Annotated in this window: 10 protein-coding genes and 1 riboswitch; of the genes, 9 read left to right on the top strand and 1 reads right to left on the bottom strand. The window is 45.5% G+C overall.

Features of this window, described 5'->3' with window-relative positions; genetic code table 11:
* Positions 1 to 17: 17 nt before the first annotated feature.
* The 5 genes from MKY63_RS05935 (at position 18) to MKY63_RS05915 (ending at position 9,971) form a co-directional block, all read left to right on the top strand.
* Complete coding sequence (locus MKY63_RS05935) at positions 18 to 659, top strand: beta-mannanase (RefSeq protein ID WP_339279593.1); 642 nt, start codon at positions 18 to 20, stop codon at positions 657 to 659.
* 82 nt (positions 660 to 741) lie between these two features.
* Positions 742 to 2,004 carry a hypothetical protein gene (locus tag MKY63_RS05930; RefSeq protein WP_076129587.1) on the top strand — a complete coding sequence of 421 codons (1,263 nt, stop codon included), beginning with the start codon at positions 742 to 744 and terminating at the stop codon, positions 2,002 to 2,004.
* Positions 2,001 to 4,997, top strand: a complete 2,997-nt coding sequence (locus MKY63_RS05925; RefSeq protein ID WP_076137120.1) for a hypothetical protein — start codon at positions 2,001 to 2,003, stop codon at positions 4,995 to 4,997. The genes MKY63_RS05930 and MKY63_RS05925 overlap by 4 nt, the downstream gene beginning before the upstream one ends.
* Positions 4,998 to 5,124: 127 nt before the next feature.
* Positions 5,125 to 5,328, top strand: a riboswitch (cobalamin riboswitch).
* Between the two features lie 169 nt (positions 5,329 to 5,497).
* Positions 5,498 to 8,062, top strand: coding sequence for a DUF4430 domain-containing protein (locus MKY63_RS05920; protein ID WP_339279596.1), 2,565 nt, complete (start codon positions 5,498 to 5,500; stop codon positions 8,060 to 8,062).
* 202 nt (positions 8,063 to 8,264) lie between these two features.
* Positions 8,265 to 9,971 carry a methyl-accepting chemotaxis protein gene (locus tag MKY63_RS05915; RefSeq protein ID WP_094903429.1) on the top strand — a complete coding sequence of 569 codons (1,707 nt, stop codon included), beginning with the start codon at positions 8,265 to 8,267 and terminating at the stop codon, positions 9,969 to 9,971.
* Positions 9,972 to 11,084: 1,113 nt separating this feature from the next.
* On the opposite strand, the gene MKY63_RS05910 is transcribed toward MKY63_RS05915, so the two are convergent.
* Positions 11,085 to 12,221: a polysaccharide deacetylase family protein gene (locus tag MKY63_RS05910; RefSeq protein ID WP_339811987.1), complete on the bottom strand. Its 1,137-nt coding sequence runs from the start codon at positions 12,219 to 12,221 to the stop codon at positions 11,085 to 11,087.
* Between the two features lie 487 nt (positions 12,222 to 12,708).
* Between MKY63_RS05910 and qoxA the strand changes: the two genes are divergently transcribed.
* Genes qoxA through qoxD form a run of 4 tightly spaced genes read left to right on the top strand, consistent with a single transcriptional unit; the run spans position 12,709 to position 16,598 of the window.
* On the top strand, positions 12,709 to 13,728 hold the full coding sequence (gene qoxA / locus MKY63_RS05905; protein ID WP_339811985.1) for a cytochrome aa3 quinol oxidase subunit II: 1,020 nt from the start codon (positions 12,709 to 12,711) through the stop codon (positions 13,726 to 13,728).
* A 38-nt stretch (positions 13,729 to 13,766) separates the two neighbouring features.
* On the top strand, positions 13,767 to 15,710 hold the full coding sequence (gene qoxB / locus MKY63_RS05900; RefSeq protein WP_076129582.1) for a cytochrome aa3 quinol oxidase subunit I: 1,944 nt from the start codon (positions 13,767 to 13,769) through the stop codon (positions 15,708 to 15,710).
* Positions 15,707 to 16,303 (top strand): cytochrome aa3 quinol oxidase subunit III, encoded by a 597-nt coding sequence (gene qoxC / locus MKY63_RS05895; RefSeq protein ID WP_042124373.1) that lies wholly within the window; start codon positions 15,707 to 15,709, stop codon positions 16,301 to 16,303. Before qoxB ends, qoxC begins: the two co-directional genes overlap by 4 nt.
* 4 nt (positions 16,304 to 16,307) lie before the next feature.
* Positions 16,308 to 16,598 (top strand): cytochrome aa3 quinol oxidase subunit IV, encoded by a 291-nt coding sequence (gene qoxD / locus MKY63_RS05890; protein ID WP_036680878.1) that lies wholly within the window; start codon positions 16,308 to 16,310, stop codon positions 16,596 to 16,598.
* The last annotated feature ends 290 nt before the right edge of the window (positions 16,599 to 16,888 follow it).

Genomic DNA, 16,888 nt, shown 5'->3' with positions numbered 1-16,888 from the left:
GAAAGGGGTTTACAGTAATGAGGTACGCCGAGGTTAATGCTTCCGCTCCGGGAATAACGGATGTGACATCCCAAGTGGATGACCGATTCTGTACGCTGAGATGGCGCTGGCCGGACGGCGTGCAGGCGGTGTACATCCACAAAACCTCCGCAGAAGCGGCTGACATGGGAACCGGAGATGATCCGCCGATCGGTATGAAGCTCTACACTCGTGAGGAATACAAATCTAACAATGGTTATCGTGATCGATTGGATGAGATCGGTCTGATATCCTATACGATATTTGCTCGTCTTGCTGAGAACGGTGAGACTGCCCTGGTGAGGCAAAATGATGGTGTGAACCGGGTGATGGTCAGTGCAGGCAAAGCCCGGATCTATTATTCCATTCAACAAAAAAAGGCCTTATTCGGAAAACAAAAGACCGTACATATGGCGATTACGGCAGAAGTGCCCGTGGCACGGGATGTCCTCTGTTATGTCAAGAAACGTGGAGGGCATCCGTCAGGGAAAGAGGATGGTATTCTCTTTCCCTTCGTCCAGGATTTCGCTCCTGGACGCAATGTACTTCCACCGATTGAAATCGGTAAGGATGATTTTGTACGCATCTTTTTCACCGATGGCAAGAAATATGGGCTTTATTACGAATTGGTACCGGAGTGAGACTTGGTCTACGCGTACAAGCGGGTAATGAGCAGTGCGTTCATAGCAAGTACGTAGATACAACTTTTGGGAGGATGAGTAGATGTCTTTTTTTAGCCGTTTTATGAAAAAGAATCAGCCGGAGCCGCGGCCGCTTTTTTACGATATAGTGTGTCCGTATTGCTTCACCAAGTTCTCTCCGGAGGATGTCGTCTTTCGGGCTATGCACAGCCGGGAGGACGATGAAAATTACGCATTGGGTGAGGATGACGCCTTGAACAAATACCGTGAGCGCTTCGGGCTTGATACGGTAGATGACATAGAAGCGATTATCAACCCGGCAGATATTCCGGAAGAATATCATCATTACACAGATCATGTGTTAACTGGGCTTACGGATCGTTACGGTGTGCTTACGCGCAGACGGCTTTGCCCGTCCTGCCATAATGAGCTGCCGGTGACTGCCGGGAAGGTGCCAAGTAACATCATCTCGATTATCGGGGCATCCCAAGTCGGGAAATCGGTGTATATGACCTCGCTGATCCACACATTGCAGCATACTACAGCAGGTCATTTTGATGCCGCTTGTATGCCGCTTAATGCAGAAATTAGCCGTAAGTTCCGTACATTGTATGAGGAACCGCTTTTTGAGCGTGGGGATCTGCTGGCTTCTACACAGAAGGAAAAAATGCAGGAGCCTTTTATCTTTCAATTTGTCTTTAAGGATGAAAATAAACCGCCACTGACACTTGTATTCTTTGATGTAGCAGGTGAGGGTATGGTGGATCAGGATTATCTTGGACTTCATGGTCAGCATATCAAGAACTCAGCGGGTATTTTGTTTATGGTCGATCCGCTGCAAATCCGTTCTATCCGTGAAAAGATTCATATTAACATCGGTGACCGCCCGGGAGAATGGGTCTCACAATATGACGAGCCACGCGATGTGGTGCTGACGATGTTCGGTGATTTTATTGCCTATCAGGAAAAGAGCAAAACAGACATTCCAACAGCGGTTGTGCTTGCCAAAAGTGATATGCTGCATTCACTCAAGGATGAAGATGGCGATTACATCAAGTCTAACAGCAATGTGTTCAATAACTATGTTCACCGCAAAACATTAAACATGGACGAGTTTCATAATATCGACGGGGAAATTCGCAGATTTATTGGTAAGGTGGACAGACCCTTTAAAGATACAATGGATGTTTATTTCGCGAATACGGGTTATTTTGCAGTATCTGCGTTGGGCAGCAACCCTGTGAATCAAAAGATTGAGGGTGTAGTAAGCCCGATTCGTGTAGACGAGCCTTTTATTTGGCTGCTGCATAAGCTGAAGTATATTGAGGGGAGCGACGGCCCGTGAATGTTTTCTCAGGGTCAACAATCGCCCAACAGATGTACACCCGCGAACGTCGCGGAGTGTTTCGTTCCACAGAAGGCTTCGATACGGTAGCGAAATCAGATAGTCTAGACAATAATTTTGTGAAAAAAATCCTTCATCCCTTCTGCCTCTACGATGCTCCTGCGGAGTTAACCGCGCGTGGGGAGAAGGATGAGGCTGCATATCCTGGTGCGCTGCACCTATTTCATGCTGAGAACGGGGATACAGTTATTGGGCTTAGTCGTTATCAAGCGGCCGATTTCACAGGCCAACGAAGCGCTTTTTTTGCACATAACTATGTAGTACCTGCTTCACGTTCCGAAGAAATTGTGCAGAGCTATGGAGACTGGCTGCATGCTGATTTTGCAGAGCGTTATACTGGAGAGCTTGGTGGAACCTTGCCGGAGCTGCCCTCTATTCCAGTTGTTCGCACAGACCGCAGCCCGGATCCAATCGCAGGCTTACGCTTGCTAGGGATTGATGAAGGGATATTCAAGGCGTTATTGCAAGCGGTAATGCTCTCTGTAGCAGGTAAGAAAAAAATCTACGTGGCTCTAAACGTACCTATCACCGAGTTGTCCGCGCGGGCGGTGGAGCTTACAGAAATTCTGTATAGCGTGCTGCCGTATGAATTCCGCCGTAGATTAGGCGTGATTACGTATGCGAATGAACCGCAAAGCCGTAAATATATACATCTTAGCTTTGTGGAAAAAGGTTCACTTCGTCCCGGTGACCGCAGTATTGAGAAGGATTATACCTTTGATTTGGCTTCCGGACGGATGGGGAATGTCGATTTTGGCGAGTCCCGCCAGCCTTATGCTGATTTGGTATGGAAGCTGTTACTGCTGAATCCAGGAGATATTAACGACTTCGTAAGCTTCGCCGATCAGATTCTGCGTGGAGAGAGTCCTGAGCACAAGCTATCTCTTTCTTTCTATAATGAGCTGGCTATCTTTTATGAGATTGAGCAAGGGAACGAGCATTTATATACGGAAAACAAGAGTGCGGTGCTAAGTGGTTTGCTTTCATACCTAAAGCCAGACGGTGCAATTCATTCTAGAATCCGCTTGAATGATATTTTCTTAGAACGGTTTGACCGGGAATTTGATCTGATTCGGCAAAGAAATGTGCCAGATCCGGCGATTATGGAATGCTTTAAAGAGTATTTTGTACTTAAGGATCACAATTACAGGGTCAGAATCGTGGATTATTTCATCAATGGGATGCTTCATAGTGTGGAAGCGGGCCGCAAGGATATTTTGAGTGCTGCTTACGGGATCATTGAGAGTAATGATGAGTTAAGTGCAGCTTACTTCCAGCGCGTGATGTCTGAAACTTATTTCCGTAAGCAGCTACTTGAGCCTTATATGGAATCAAGACTAGCTGCGGCGTCCAGATCTGCGGATATTCTGAGCTTTGTGCTCCATTGGGGGCGGTTCCTGCCAGTGGCGTTAGAGCAGTCTTTTGCTCAAAATGCTGTGAAGGATTATTTGCTAGAAAAGCTTCAGCTGGAGCATGATCCGGTGGCTTCTGTGGCGGAAATTCATGAAATTGTAGATAAGGCAGAAAAAGATCGCCGCAAAGGAACAGGAGTTGCTCCTAAGGCACTCTCCCTAATGCAGGATCTTGCTGCTTCAGCAGATAGATTCTTACTGAACCGCTTATCGCTTTCTGATATGACGCAGGAGGAGCTTCTGGAGGTAGTTTTTTTACGGTATGGTAATGTTGTCGATTGGCAGCCGCCACTGGATAGGATTAGCAAGCAGAAAGAGAATGCGCTGCGTGCCGCTTACCGCTGGTTTGGTGAAGAGAAGCCAAATGAAGAGATTTTTACAGGATTGTCTCCGCAGGAACTAGATGATGTGCAGCTACTGGGTCGTCGTTTGCTAAAAGAGGCGCGTGTTCTAGAACCCTTTGAACGGCTTCCGCTAGCCTTTTACTATACAACTCAGCGTGAAGGGGGTCCGCTGGATTACGATGCGCTTCTGGAGCTGTTAAAGCGTAAAGCCGGTTCCGACAAAGAAATCATCTATCGGTTTTTTGCTTGGTCGCAAGGCAATCCTTTATTTACGGTTTCGAATAAAAAGCTGCAACCGGGTTACCGTAAGGCGATTCTGAAGTATTTCCTGAGCAGTGATCGTGAAGCGTTCAAGAATCGGGAATTCCGAAAGAACTATGTCGCGGCAGCTCGGCCTGCTCTGCAAAATGTGTACAATGAAGCCCGCTCCCAACTGGCTTCCCCGCTGGCGCGCTGGATCAGCCGCAGCCGATTTCGACTCTTAATCTCCGGCTCCATTACGGGTATTCTGGTGATTATTGCAATTATCGTATTCAGTATGCTGCGTCCGGATGATACGAAGACGGCTCTGCCGGGAACAAGCCCTGAGCCGACCCCTGTTCAGAGTGCAGGCAATGTGCTGCCTCCGGCTTCAGTATACTTGAAGGATCAGAGCGGCGAAGGAGATAAGGGGAGCAGCATATTGGTGTTCACCTTCGCAAGTGCAGATGACTGTGTGCAGTTTCAACCGACTGAGATTAGTTTAATGTCTTCGTCTACAGAGATAGATAAAAGCTTTAAGGTCGCTGCTACGAATGGGACTTGTCCAGTGCCGTCAACGGATGGGACGGATGAGAGAAACGCCGCTGACGAGTCAGATGCCGCTGGCACTACTGGAGGAACAGCAGAAGGTGCAGATGCTACTAATGCTGTAGCTGATGTATCTCCGTCTCCTACGCCTTCCTCTGATGCTGAGGACAGCACTGGGTTGCCTTCCGCAACAGCTGTGACTGAAGGGGAACAACCTTCCTATCAGGTTGAGGTTACATTGGAGCCTGGAGCGACAATTTTAGAGAAAAGTATGATCAAAGCCGGAAGATTTACATTGATCGTAGATCCCGATCCTAATATTCCACCAGCTTCTGATTCAAGTGCTGAACCTTCCCCAACTGCAAGTCCGGAAGGAACAGTCGAATAACAAGCTTTCTGAACAGCAATACCTACCGGCAGGTGGCGTATTGCTGTTCATTTTTTTGCTGCCCTTACTAAGCTTTTCTATAGACATGCTATGTATTAATAGATATGATTATGGATGTCAAAATAAGATACTACATACTGGAAAAGGTGCAGACTCTATCAATCTAGTCGTCTGCTTAAAAGGGAAGTCCGGTGCAAGAGTCCGGCGCGGTCCCGCCACTGTATGTGCGGAGTTTTTCTTCTATAAGCCACTGCCCCTAAGGTAGGGTGGGAAGGTGAAGAACAGCGATGAAGCATCAGCCAGGAGACCTGCCTTTTTCGTGAGCGTTTCTATTCTTCGTGGGGTAAGAATGTGGAACATATACAGATGGACTGTTGGCAGGAAGCAAGCGCCTCAGCCTCGATTTGTAATCTTCCCTGACCGCCCTCCAAAGGGGCGGTCTTTATGTTATGCGTCTTATTCCCAGCAGTACCCATTCTTATACAGAAAGAGGTTAAACAATGAAGAAAATCATGTCTTCCAAGTTTGTAGCACTTGGGCTGGCCTTATTCATGGTCATTTCAATTCTAGGAACATCTCTTGCTCCGGCAGGACAAATATTTGCAGAAGCGAGCGCTGGCTCCGGTCTGGAAGCAACTGCTGCGGAGCGGATTAATGTTGCGGATGCGACTTATGCGGCTGCAGAATATCTCTTGAAAGGTGGCGTGCAATCGGATTGGCAAGCTATTGGATTAGCGCAAGCAGGATATAAGCTGCCAGCCAGTTACCATTCAGAGCTTGAGAAAAAAGTAAAGGATGCAGCTGGCAATTTCGCCAATGTAACCGATTATGCTCGAATCGTGCTCGCAGTGAGAGCGATTGGTGCAGATCCTACTAGCTTTGCTGGTAACGGAACGACTCCTGGCTATAATCTGATTGAGAAAATTTATAATAACAGCAAGCTCAGTGAACAGACGCTAAATAATCCGGTATATGCTTTACTTGCGCTGGATTCTGGTAAATATAATATCCCAAGTGACGCGAAATGGACGGCGGATAAGCTCCTTACGGAGATTCTCTCCAAACAGAATCCGGATGGGGGCTTTGCATTAACCTCAGGCGCAAGTGAGCCTGATATGACAGCGATAACCTTGACGGCTCTGGCGGCACATAAAAATAATCCCGAAGCCTACTTAGCAGGGCTACAAGCCGTAGCTTGGTTATCTGCAGCTCAAGATAGCCATGGGGGTTACGGTGACAGTGCTGAAAGTAGCGCACAAGCAATCCTTGGACTCGCATCCTTCGGAGTTGATCCTAGTGGATTAGAATACACCAAAAACAAAGTGGATCTAATGGAGAACCTGCTTAGCTATCGTCTAGCTGATGGTAGCTTCACCCATAGCCGTGGTGGAAGCAGTAATGTTCTGGCGACAGAGCAAGGACTTCAGGCGCTGGTTGCGTATAATTTGCTGTATAAAGGAAGCAACAGTAAGCTATACGATTTTTCCAAATCCTCCGTTCAGAGCTCACTCATCTACGCTCCTGTAACGATTGAGGGACCACGGGCCACGTTGGCACAAGGGTACGCCTATGCTGGCAACGCACTTGGAGCGTTAGAGAAGCTGGCGCTTCAAACGAACTTGCCGATCACGAATCCTTCGGGCAGTTATGTGACTGGCATCGGAAGTATTGCTGCTGGAAGCTTTGGTGGTTATGACGGATGGATGTATGTTGTATCACGTGACGGAAAATGGATTAATCCCGATGTAGGCATGAGTGATTTTGTACTTAAAGATTCAGATCAGGTACTGGTTTATTATGCCGGAGATGACACTAAACTTGTGGATTCCGTTACCCTTTCCAAACAAAATCTTAAAGAGGGCGATTCTTTTACTGTCACTGTAACTAGTAAGACGTGGAAATGGGACGCTGCTACGAATACTACCTCTCCTGTAACGGCAAAAGCTGCGGGTGTTCAGGTCCAAATTGGAGCTCACACGGTAACGACGAATGCTAAAGGTGAGGCCGTATTCTCAGGAAATGTGCCCGCAGGTGACTATACACTGTCTGTAACTGGCTACCGCGAAGGTAAAGCGCCAACGGTTGCTAAATATACAAAAGCTATAAAGGTAACTTCTAAGAATGTAACAGCTTCTCTTACCGTTGAAGGCCCGGAAGGATTGATTAGTGAAGGGACTTTAAAAGCCTCCAATGCTCTTGAAGCGTTGCAGCAACTAGGATCTACCGATGATTTTAAAGTAGATATCACCAAATCGTCTTATGGCAACTTTGTATCAGGTATCCATGGAGTTTCGCAAGGTACTTACGACGGATGGTGGAGCTTCGTAGTATCACGCGGCGGGGAGTGGATATATCCAAGTGTGGGTATGGATGCGTTCGAACTACAGGAATCCGATCGTGTGCTTGTCTATTATGCAGGTGAAAATACACAGGTTATAGATTCTGTGGCGCTTTCCCCAACGCAGCCAAAAGCTAATGAAGCTTTTACCGTAAAGGTTTCCCAGAAAAAGTGGGTGTGGAATCAGGACAGCTTCACTTCTGATCCGGTTACCTCACCAGCTGCAGGTGTGCAGGTTTCGATTGGTGATAAGAAGGTAATCACGAATGAACAAGGTGTAGCTGTTGTTGAGGGGGGTCTCCCGGCAAATAGCTATACAATGACTGTTACCGGTTATGTTAAAGACAGCGTACCGAGCGTAGCGCGTTATACTCAGTCTCTGACTGTTGGATCGTCTGTTATTGCTCCAGCTAAAGCTACCGCTACCCTTTCAGTGATTGGAGATAGCCGGAAGGGAACCATCCTAGCCAGTACAACAGTAGCTCTAAAAGAGGGCGAAACGGCTTATAGCTTACTAGTCAGTCAATTAGGCACCAAGGTAGTATCATCCGGCAACGTTGGAAGCATCTACGTGAAATCTATTGACGGATTGGCTGAATTTGACGGAGGCCCAAGCAGCGGATGGAAGTATAAAACGAACCGGGATGCTGATCCAAGCATCAGTGCAGACAGTTATATTTTGCAGAACAGTGATACTTTGTACTGGTACTATACCTCTGGAGAATAAGGAAGAGGAATGATTAATTAGGCGGGCACAGGGATTCGGAGTAATAGCGGATCGGGTGCCCGCCCTTTTATTTTTTTGGAAAAGTCGTTTTATGACAATATATACTTTTATTCGACACAATATTTAAAAAATCATCAAACTCTTAGCCCTTCCGACCGATAAAAATAGATAGATCATAAGATAATGTGAAGGCGGAGTGTAGATGAAAAATTTGAAAGTGAAATACAAAATAGGGTTGCTTTTGGTATTCGCTGTAATCATGGTGAATGTTGTAGGGGGCATAGGCATCATCACGATGACCCGAATGGCCGAAAAAACAAATGAGACATATAATGAAAATTTATTGCCTGTTTCTTACGTAGGGCAGATGCGTACGAATAATCGGGCTATTGAATCCTATCTTTTGGAGCGTTTGATTAGCGTAAATGCCAGCAAAAACAAAGAACTTTCTGAGAGTATTCAAGTGAAGGTTCAGGATAATAATGAACTTATGAACAAGGTGAAAGCGATTCAGTATAATGATCCTGCTATTGTAAGTAAAATCAAAGAGTATGAGTCCTTTTTGCCAGATTATCGTGCACAGCGGGATAACATTATAAAGATTGCTGATAGTAATCATAATCAAGAGGCCTATAAAGTATTTTCAGGCGAATTTAACGAATCCCGTGAAAAAATGATCAACCTACTTAAAGGAATTAGTGATTCTTTGCTTAAAGATGCTGATGAACACAATTCAGATTCCATGGCAACCGCTAAAAGCATGCGGGTAAACAATACCATAATGATTACGTTCGCCTGGGTGATTTGTTTCGTAATTAGTATTGCAATTATTCGACTGATAACAAAACCCCTTAAAGAACTGCAAGGACTAATGAAGCGGGCAGAAGATGGAGATTTGACCGTAATAGCAACGTACACCGCCAAGGATGAGATTGGCCAAATTAACAGTTCATTTAACAATATGCTGCAGGGCTTGCGGAAGATGATGCAAGGAATTGCAGAGAGTGCAGAACTGCTGTCAGCTTCATCGGAAGAGATGAGCGCTAGTGCTGAGCAGACCTCATTGGCTTCACAAATGATCGCTGTATCTTCTGGAGAGATTGCGGCGGGTTTTGATGAACAGACAGAGAGCATTAACAATACAACACGTTCCATAAAAGCAATGACCAATGATATTGCAGCCGTAGAGGGCAGCAGCTATGAAATGTCAGACCTTATGGGGGTGGTCTCTGGTTCATCAGATCGTGGGGTAGAGGCTGTAGATCAAATCATTGTGCAGATGAAGGAAATTGACCTCAGTGTAACTCAGAGTCAGGAGATTGTTTCTAATCTGGGGACATTGTCACAAGAGATTAATACAATTATTACAACGATTAACGGTATTGCTACACAGACGAATCTGCTTGCACTCAATGCTTCTATAGAAGCGGCACGAGCTGGGGAGCATGGACGGGGATTTGCTGTAGTTGCTGGAGAAATACGAAATCTGGCGGAAGCAACTAGAAATAGTTCTTTGCGGGTTACAGATATTATTACACATATTCAAAAGCAAACCGAAAGCGCAGTAGAATCCATGGCTTTGGGGACTGAGCTAGTCACTAATGGCGTAGTTCAAAGTCATCTGGTATCTCAAGCCTTTCATGAGATTCAGACTTCCATTAAAGAAGCTACCCTGCAGACAGCGGAGATCAGAGAAGCGGTTGCTCATGTCGCCTTAGAATCACAAGGTGTGGCAGCAGCTATGGAACAGGTCAACGTTATATCTAGTAAAGGCGCAGAAGGTGTTCAGGACACAAGTGCAGCGAGTCAGGAGCAACTATCCGCAATGGAGGAAATGTCGGCTTCAGCTCAGTATTTAGCGGTGCTCGCAGAAGATCTGCAAAAGACATTGTCCAGCTTCAAACTATAGGCTTCATAATATTGTTAAAACCAGCAGAGCAGCGGTTCTCCAGTAACGGAGATCGCTGCTCTGCTGTTTGTGGTTATAGCAGATTGGGAGCAAGCGCGAGCCAGTTGGTCTCAGTTGGTCAAGGTGGGAGAGATGTAAGTTGGTTTCAGTAGGTTGCGGGCAAACATATGCTATGTGACCTCCAGCGACACTATTGGCAGGCAAGACAGAGGGATGGAAACAATAAAAACTTCGGCGATGATCGGTATGCTCGTACCCCGTAACCTGTAAACCGTACCCCGTACCCCGTACCCCGTACTCCGTACCCCGTACCCCGTACCCCGTACCCCGTACCCCGTACCCCGTACCCCGTACCCCGTACCCCGTACCCCGTACCCCGTACCCCGTACCCCGTACCCCGTACCCCGTACCCCGTACCCCGTACCCCTAGTGTCCCCGGCTGTTCTCTAGTTTTTTAAACACACTATCTACTTGATATTCCCCAGTTTAAGGTCATCTGGGTCCGATAATGTGGGCTTATGCTTACCCCCACAGGCTATCGGACACAGCCGCCGCTATTTGCCCATTTATCGCCATTGGGGCGAAGTTTCGGACACCAGCGCAGCTATTGGTGTGGAAAACGCTGAAAACTGGTTTATTTCGCATCAATAGCGGCTATGAGGTCCGATAGCGTCCGAAATATAGCTAAATCCAGCAATTAAGGTCATCTGGGTCCGATAACGTGGGCTTATACTCACCCCCACAGGCTATAGGACACAGTAGCCGCTAATTGCCCATTTAGTGGCATTGGGGTGAGTTCCGGACTACTCAGTTGACGCTATTTGCCCATTTATCGCCTTTGTAGCGAAGTTTCGGACACCAGCGCAGCTATTGGTGTGGAAAACGCTGAAAACTGGTGTTTTTTGCACCAATAGCGGCTATGGGGTCCGATAGCACCCGAAACAGTGGCAAATCCAGCAATTAAGGTCATCTGGGTCCGATAGAAAAACTCGGGAGCGCGAATGTGATCGGATTAAATAAAAATTAGTTTTTAGATCAAGACCTGAAAAAAAGAGGGCATCCCCACAGCTAGTTCACAGCTGTGGGGATGCCCTCTTGATTTTTAATAAAAACTCAGCGTGTATCCTTCCAAAAATTCAGAGGTTTCAGATCTGAGCTAATGACGTGGAATGTATATCCTTCTTTTTTCAATGACTCTAAGATACGCGGAAGTACTTTAAGTGTAGCTTTTTGATCATGCATCAGAATCACTGGATTGGTCTGCGATTTCTGCAGCTTATGAACCTGATTCATAACCGAATTATAGATCGTCGTACTAGCATCCTTGTATTTCCAATCCTCAGAGTCCACGTTCCAATCCCACAGATGATAACCTTGAGCCAACACTTTATCTCTAAAGGTTTTTGTGAAATAAGGCTTGCTTCCATAAGGAGGACGAATTAGTGTGGTGCTTTGACCTGTAATCTTTTTCAAAATGGCGTTATCGTTATCCATCTCACCCAGCGCAGCGGCAGGTGAAGCATAAAACTTCTCTTTCCGGTGCGTCATTCCATGCAATGCGAGACCATGCCCTTCATTCGCAATCCGTTTCACTTGCGCAGTATGCTGGTTCATATTCGGTCCGATCATGAAAAAAGTTGCCTTCGCATCATATTTTGCCAAAATATCAAGCAATGCAGAAGTAGTGGCCGTTGGCCCATCATCAAAGGTGAGGTATACGGTCTTACCTTGCTTCCCAACAGTTGGCGTAGAAGTTCCAGGAGTTGCGGTTGGCTTCAATTCCTTTTTAAACTTACTTACAAATGTTGCGTCATCTAATGTAGCCGAGCCATCTTTTACACGCAATAAATATTGATCTGCTTTAAAGGAAATTCCATAACCAAGATAAGAGGTCAATTTCAGTGGAACCATTGTTTTTCCGTTTTTCAAAAATGTACTCATGGATAGGGTCTTTCCATCGCCTAGAGTAGCTGTTGCATGATCATTCAGCAGTTTGATTGATCTGTTCTGACCTGTAACTTTTATCCCATCGCTCACTCCAGTTAGCGTTAACTTAAGTTCCTGTGATAGATCACGTAGAGGAACGTAATAGGTATCTTTTACCGAAACTGCTTCAATAGTTGTTAACTTATCGTTCACACCTAACCTAAGGGAGCCTGCACCTGCTGCATTCACTGAATCTATCGCTCGTATTGATCCGGAACCAATGAATAATACGATTAATAATAGCCATACTTTCTTTAAAGACATCGTCAAAAATCTCCTATCTATGTATATTTGTCTATTACCTTATCATACATTGATAGAATGAAATTTGAGAGATTGTAACCCCCAGCAGAATAATTTGTTACCTTTTAGAAGTTAACTGTGATTTCAACCACAATCATAAAAAGCACGCGACTCCGGCTAAATACTGACGCATCAACAAAAAATGGTTAAAATCACCCCGTTTTGCGCAAAATAGATGTGTCTAAATTAGCAACTTTAGTAAACTATTGAACAAAGTTTGAACGGAATTTTTCAACCCATAAACAGCGCCGTTACAGTGATCTTTATCATACTATTAGAAACTTGTAACAAATTGATCACACATATTTAACTTGTTCGCCATTATTAAGGTCTTTTTTAGGCTAAATGTAAAAATAAGTCTTTTGCTTTCTTCTCCATAAATTCTTACTATATATAAAGGTTAATGTTGAGGGTTAATAAAAGAAGTATTGAAGGAAGGAGCTTAAGCATGAACAAAAAGGGACCGTTATACGCTTTATTTCTCAGCCTAATTTTACTCTTGCCAGGATGCAGTTCGATTGCTGTTCTGAATCCGAAGGGGCCGGCTGCAAGAACTTTATCTGACACGATCATTCTCTCCATTGTTATGATGCTCGGCGTTCTGGCAGTTGTCTACATCTTATATGTCTTCGTGCTTTTGAAATACCGTGCTAAAAAAAGCAACGAAGATTATATTCCTCCTCACGAGGAAGGAAACAAATGGCTGGAGGCTATCTGGATTACCATTCCGATTATTATCGTGGCATTCCTCTCCGTAGTCACCGTCAAAACAACAGTAGATGTAGAAAATGTTGCAGCGGATTATAAAGATCAGAAACCGCTTGTAATCTATGCTTCCTCTTCTAACTGGAAATGGCATTTCAGCTATCCAGAGGAAGGTATCGAAACAGTAAACTACGTTAACATTCCAGTTCACCGCGCTGTAGAGTTCAGATTGTATTCATTCGGTACGATCTCAAGTCTTTGGATCCCACAATTGGGAGGACAAAAATACGCGATGAGCGACATGCTCACAACCTTGCATCTTTCAGCTGATACTGTAGGTTCTTATGTCGGAAGAAATGCGAACTTTAATGGTAAGGGCTTTGCCCACATGGAGTTTGAAACACTTGCGATGACAGATAAGGACTATCAGGAATGGGTGAAAGACGTTAAAGAAACGGCGGGTCCACTGACGGAAGATGAATTTAAAGGTCTTTTGGAAATGGAACATGTCGGACGTAAAACGTATACGAATACTCACTTATCCTTTAGCCCGCCTCCGGGAAGCCATGGTGACCATATGAGTAATGGTGGCACTGAAATGGATACGGATAACGGAAGTATGGAGCATCAGGATAATAAAGAAATTCACCCGACTCCAGCACCATCCAGCGAGACGGAATTCAACACCGAGCCTAATCCAGAACTGGATGAGCCGACACCTAGTTCTCCATTAGAAGAGAGCACAACACATGACGGACACTAGTCAATGTTAATTGAACAACTTGAAAGGAGCGATTCCTAATGGATTGGGATAAATTTAAGGTCCACGGCGAACCCCTGATATACGGAGCTATGGCAAGTATTGTTCTGGCTACAATCGGGATTATCGTCGGCCTGACCTATTTTAAAAAATGGGGATATTTATGGCGCGAATGGTTGACTACTGTTGACCACAAACGTATTGGGATTATGTATATCCTCGCTGCATTGCTTATGCTTTTCCGCGGCGGCGTTGACGCTATTATGATGAAGCTGCAAACAGCAGCCCCGGACATGAAATTTCTTGACGCACAGCATTACAACGAGGTATTTACAACACACGGCTTGATTATGATCCTATTTATGGCCATGCCGTTTATTATCGGTCTGATGAATGTTATCGTTCCGCTGCAAATCGGCGCTAGAGACGTTGCCTTCCCGCGTCTGAACGCTGTCAGCTTCTGGCTTTTCTTCTTTGGAGCTATGCTGCTTAACATTTCGTTTGTTATCGGGGGATCGCCAGATGCTGGTTGGTCCGCATATTTCCCGCTAGCAAGTCTAGAGTTCAGTCCAACGGTGGGTAATAACTATTACTCGCTCGCACTACAAATTTCAGGTATTGGTACGCTCCTCACAGGCGTTAACTTTATTGTAACGATTCTGAAAATGCGTGCACCAGGCATGAAGTTGATGAAAATGCCGATGTTTACTTGGTCCGTATTGATCACCAACGTAATTATCGTATTCGCATTCCCTGTGCTTACGGTTGCACTCGCGTTGATGATGTTCGACCGGTTGTTCGGCTCTCAATTCTTTACGATGGCCAATGGCGGTATGGATATGTTATGGGCCAACCTGTTCTGGGTATGGGGTCACCCTGAAGTATATATCGTTGTCTTACCGGCATTCGGTATTTATAGTGAAATTATCGCCACCTTCTCTAAAAAGAACCTGTATGGATATACATCCATGGTATTCAGTATGTTGATCATTTCCCTCTTGTCCTTCTTAGTATGGGCTCACCATTTCTATACAATGGGTCAAGGCGCTATGGTTAACAGCTTCTTCTCGATTACAACCATGGCCATTGCCGTACCAACAGGTGTGAAAATATTTAACTGGCTATTCACCTTACGAAAAGGGCGAATAACCTTTACGACACCTATGCTATACACCCTCGCCTTTATTCCGATCTTTACGATTGGTGGGGTAACAGGTGTCATGCTGGCTATGGCCAGTGCCGATTACCAGTACCATAATACGATGTTCCTGGTTGCCCATTTCCACTACGTTCTTATTCCAGGTGCGGTCTTCGCCGTTATCGCAGGGTTCCATTACTGGTTCCCTAAAGTATTCGGTTTCCGTCTGAATGAACGTCTTGGCAAGCATGCCTTCTGGTGGATTATCATTTCCTTTAACGTATCGTTCTTCCCGCTGTTTATTCTCGGACTTAAGGGCATGACCCGCCGACAATACACCTATTCTGCGGATACCGGATTTGGCCCGCTGAGTATGGTCTCATTCGTAGGTGCGATCGGTCTCGCTATTGGATTTGTAATCCTGGTTTATAACATTTACTGGAGTACTCGTTACGAACCAAGAGATACTGATGGAGATCCGTGGGATGCACGTACTTTGGAATGGGCAACGAAAAGCCCGATTCCAGCTTACAACTTCGCAGTGGTTCCAAATGTAAAAACACGCGATGCTTACTGGTCTGCTAAACAAGATAAAGTACCGCTTTTTGAAGATAAGATTACTAAGATTCATATGCCTAGCAACACAGGAAAACCATTTGTTCTGGGTGTTATCTTCTTCATTGCAGGGTTCTCTCTGGTCTTCAGTCTTTGGATTCCAGCGATCCTCTCTGGAGTAGGTATCCTCATTGTTCTAGCTGCTATGTCCTTTGATCGGGATCACGGATTCTACATCCCAGCAGAAGAAGTTATTGCTACTGAAAAGAAATTGCGGGGTGAGACAGTATGAAAATAGATGCGTCTAAGCCGCTTGAATACTCAACAGAAGAGAATAGTAATAAAATCTTTGGCTTCTGGGTTTTTCTAGGAGCGGAGATTGCACTGTTCGCTACGTTGTTCACTGTTTATTTTGTAATGGTAGACCGTTTTGCCAGCGGCCCTAGCGGGCCGGATCTTTTCGAAATTGGTCCAGTGATGATCGAAACATTGCTGCTGCTGACAAGTTCGTTCACGATTGGTCTTGCAGTTCATGCCATGCGGCATGGTTACCAAAAAGCCATGATGGTCTTTTTCGGACTAACCCTTCTAATGGGTCTCGGCTTCCTTGGTATTGAAATCACGGAGTTTGTCACTTATGTTCACGAAGGGGCTACACTTCAAACCAGTGGTTTCCTATCCAGTCTTTTTGTACTGCTGGGAACACACGGAGCTCACGTGTCGTTCGGGTTCCTGTGGGGTGCGGCTATTCTAATCCAGTTGAAGCGTCAAGGTATTAATCCGGCTACGGCCAATAAATCCTTTATCTTCTCGCTGTACTGGCATTTCTTGGACGTTGTCTGGATCTTTATTTTCAGCTTCGTCTATCTGAAAGGACTGATGTAGCATGATGAAGCAATTGTTTCCAATTCGCCATGTGATGGGTTTCTTAGCCTCTCTTGTCCTTTCTGTGGCTGCACTTGCTGTAATCTACCTTGATCTATCCAACACTGCGAACATGGCTATCCTGCTTGTTACAGCCCTCATTCAGGCTTCCTTGCAGCTCTTCCTGTTCATGCATATTGGTGAATCAGCAGATACCAAGAAAGAACTTTACATCAATATCGCCTATGCCTTATTCGTTGGTTTAGTTACGATATTCGGTACGCTCTTCATCTTCGTATGGGGCTGGTATGCTTAATTACAGTCACTAATACTCAAATGGGACGTCTCCAAAGCCAAAATGGCTTAGGGACGTCTCTTTTTTTGCGTTTATTTAGGAGGTTAGTTGTAGCGGATGCCCGGAAAAAAGTGCCTTACCAGGCAATAGCTGCACGGGAGTCCGAAACTTCGCTCAATAGGCGGAAAATGTGCGAATAGGGTCATCTGGGTCCGAAAGCCACTGGGACGAGGTTGGCTTGGCGCAATCGGACTCAGATGACCTTAAAAGCAGGAAACGGCGGCTTTTGGAGTTGTAACGGACCTCAAAGC

Origin of the sequence: Paenibacillus sp. FSL R7-0189, assembly GCF_037969925.1 — a bacterium.
Classification (GTDB): domain Bacteria; phylum Bacillota; class Bacilli; order Paenibacillales; family Paenibacillaceae; genus Paenibacillus_AQ; species Paenibacillus_AQ odorifer.
This window is presented reverse-complemented; position numbering and strand designations above follow the sequence as displayed.

Coding starts and splice junctions, on each gene's coding strand:
- qoxD (WP_036680878.1), top strand. CDS start 16,308: ATGAAGCAATTGTTTCCAATTCGCCATGTGATGGGTTTCTTAGCCTCT.
- qoxC (WP_042124373.1), top strand. CDS start 15,707: ATGAAAATAGATGCGTCTAAGCCGCTTGAATACTCAACAGAAGAGAAT.
- MKY63_RS05910 (WP_339811987.1), bottom strand. CDS start 12,221: ATGTCTTTAAAGAAAGTATGGCTATTATTAATCGTATTATTCATTGGT.
- MKY63_RS05930 (WP_076129587.1), top strand. CDS start 742: ATGTCTTTTTTTAGCCGTTTTATGAAAAAGAATCAGCCGGAGCCGCGG.
- MKY63_RS05920 (WP_339279596.1), top strand. CDS start 5,498: ATGAAGAAAATCATGTCTTCCAAGTTTGTAGCACTTGGGCTGGCCTTA.
- MKY63_RS05935 (WP_339279593.1), top strand. CDS start 18: ATGAGGTACGCCGAGGTTAATGCTTCCGCTCCGGGAATAACGGATGTG.
- MKY63_RS05915 (WP_094903429.1), top strand. CDS start 8,265: ATGAAAAATTTGAAAGTGAAATACAAAATAGGGTTGCTTTTGGTATTC.
- qoxB (WP_076129582.1), top strand. CDS start 13,767: ATGGATTGGGATAAATTTAAGGTCCACGGCGAACCCCTGATATACGGA.
- qoxA (WP_339811985.1), top strand. CDS start 12,709: ATGAACAAAAAGGGACCGTTATACGCTTTATTTCTCAGCCTAATTTTA.